At 63.7% G+C, this 545-nt stretch carries 1 protein-coding gene; it reads left to right on the top strand.

The features are described 5' to 3' along the window. Positions 1 to 52: 52 nt before the first annotated feature. On the top strand, positions 53 to 545 hold a 493-nt coding region (locus DMP07_RS08670; RefSeq protein ID WP_244594968.1), incomplete at its 3' end, for a leucine-rich repeat domain-containing protein.

The raw sequence follows: 545 nt of genomic DNA on the forward strand, positions 1-545 counted from the left end.
CTATGGCAGCCTGCAGAAGGCGACCATGTCCTCGACGGTAAGGACAATCGGCGTGAGCGCGTTCGCCGACAATCCCTCTCTCACCGAGGTGCGCCTGAACGAGGGCTTGGAGCGCGTGGAGAACGTGGCGTTCGGCGGAGCGGGCTTCGCGGAAATCGAGCTGCCCGAGAACGTGACGTGGGGCTCGGACGTGTTCATCGACTGTGACAGCCTCGTCTCAGTGACCATCCCCGCAGGCTCCGAATGGGGCGGCGGCAACGCGCAGTTCTACGGCTGTGACAGCCTTGAGACCGTGTACATCGAGGAAGGCGTTACCCAGATTCCTCCCACGTTCCTGAACGGCTGCGGCAGCCTCAAGTACGTGTGGGTGCCCAAATCGGTCACCGAGTTCGTGGGCACGCCCATTCTGGGCGGCTGCATCATCGGGTACACGGGCACGGCGGCCGAGGAGTACGCGAACTGGAGGCAGGAAGTCGGCGTTAACGCTGTCGATTTCCACGCCATCGACGGCGACGAGCACGCCTACAGCGAATGGCAGACGGTGG

This window comes from Slackia faecicanis, assembly GCF_003725295.1.
GTDB classification, from domain to species: domain Bacteria; phylum Actinomycetota; class Coriobacteriia; order Coriobacteriales; family Eggerthellaceae; genus Slackia; species Slackia faecicanis.